The sequence below is a fragment of the Acetobacter estunensis genome, from assembly GCF_011516945.1.
Lineage (GTDB): Bacteria > Pseudomonadota > Alphaproteobacteria > Acetobacterales > Acetobacteraceae > Acetobacter > Acetobacter estunensis.
The window spans coordinates 1-573 of sequence record NZ_WOTH01000115.1 but is presented as its reverse complement, the minus strand read 5'-3'; the positions used below and the strand labels follow the sequence as shown (position 1 = coordinate 573).

The following is a 573-nucleotide window of genomic DNA, read 5'->3' as shown; positions in this document are numbered from 1 at the left end:
GGGGATATCTGATGTCCGAGACAGATCCAGCAGCGCGCGCGTTTGAGGACCTGTGCGCCGAAATGACGGTACTCCGGCGGAGCGTGGAAGCGTTGCCGCAGGCGTGGCGGGACAATCGGCCCCCGGATTACACGGAGGATCTGGCCCGTGTCGTGAAGGCCATGAATGCAGTCGGTGCACGAATGGAGGCGATCGAGGCCAATCCGACGCTGAAGATGACGCCCCAGGCGTATGGGCAAGGGATTCGTCAGGCCGGGATTTCTGCCAGTCAGGAGATGCAGACAGCGTTTCAGAAAGCGATAGGTGAGGTTCAGGGGGAACGTCGGGTTCTTGCCAATATCATTGGTCAGTCCCGTCAGCAGGATCGTCAGAACTGGTGGCTGTTAGGGGTGGGGCTTGCCTGTCTTGTTGTAGGGATCGGGTTGTCGCCTGTTTTGGCGTATCTCCTGCCATCTTCTGTCGGGACGCGAGTGGCATCCTTTATTGTTGGGGAGAAAGATCGCTGGAACTCTGGGGCCATGATGATGGCGGTCAGCAATCCTGAAGGCTGGCAACGTGTACGTGAGGACAGCC

The 573-nt window shown here is 59.0% G+C and carries 1 protein-coding gene; it reads left to right on the top strand.

The window, feature by feature from the left end:
* Positions 1 to 11 precede the first annotated feature (11 nt).
* The coding region (locus GOB87_RS16530) for a DUF6118 family protein (RefSeq protein WP_166319213.1) at positions 12 to 573 on the top strand (562 nt) is incomplete at its 3' end.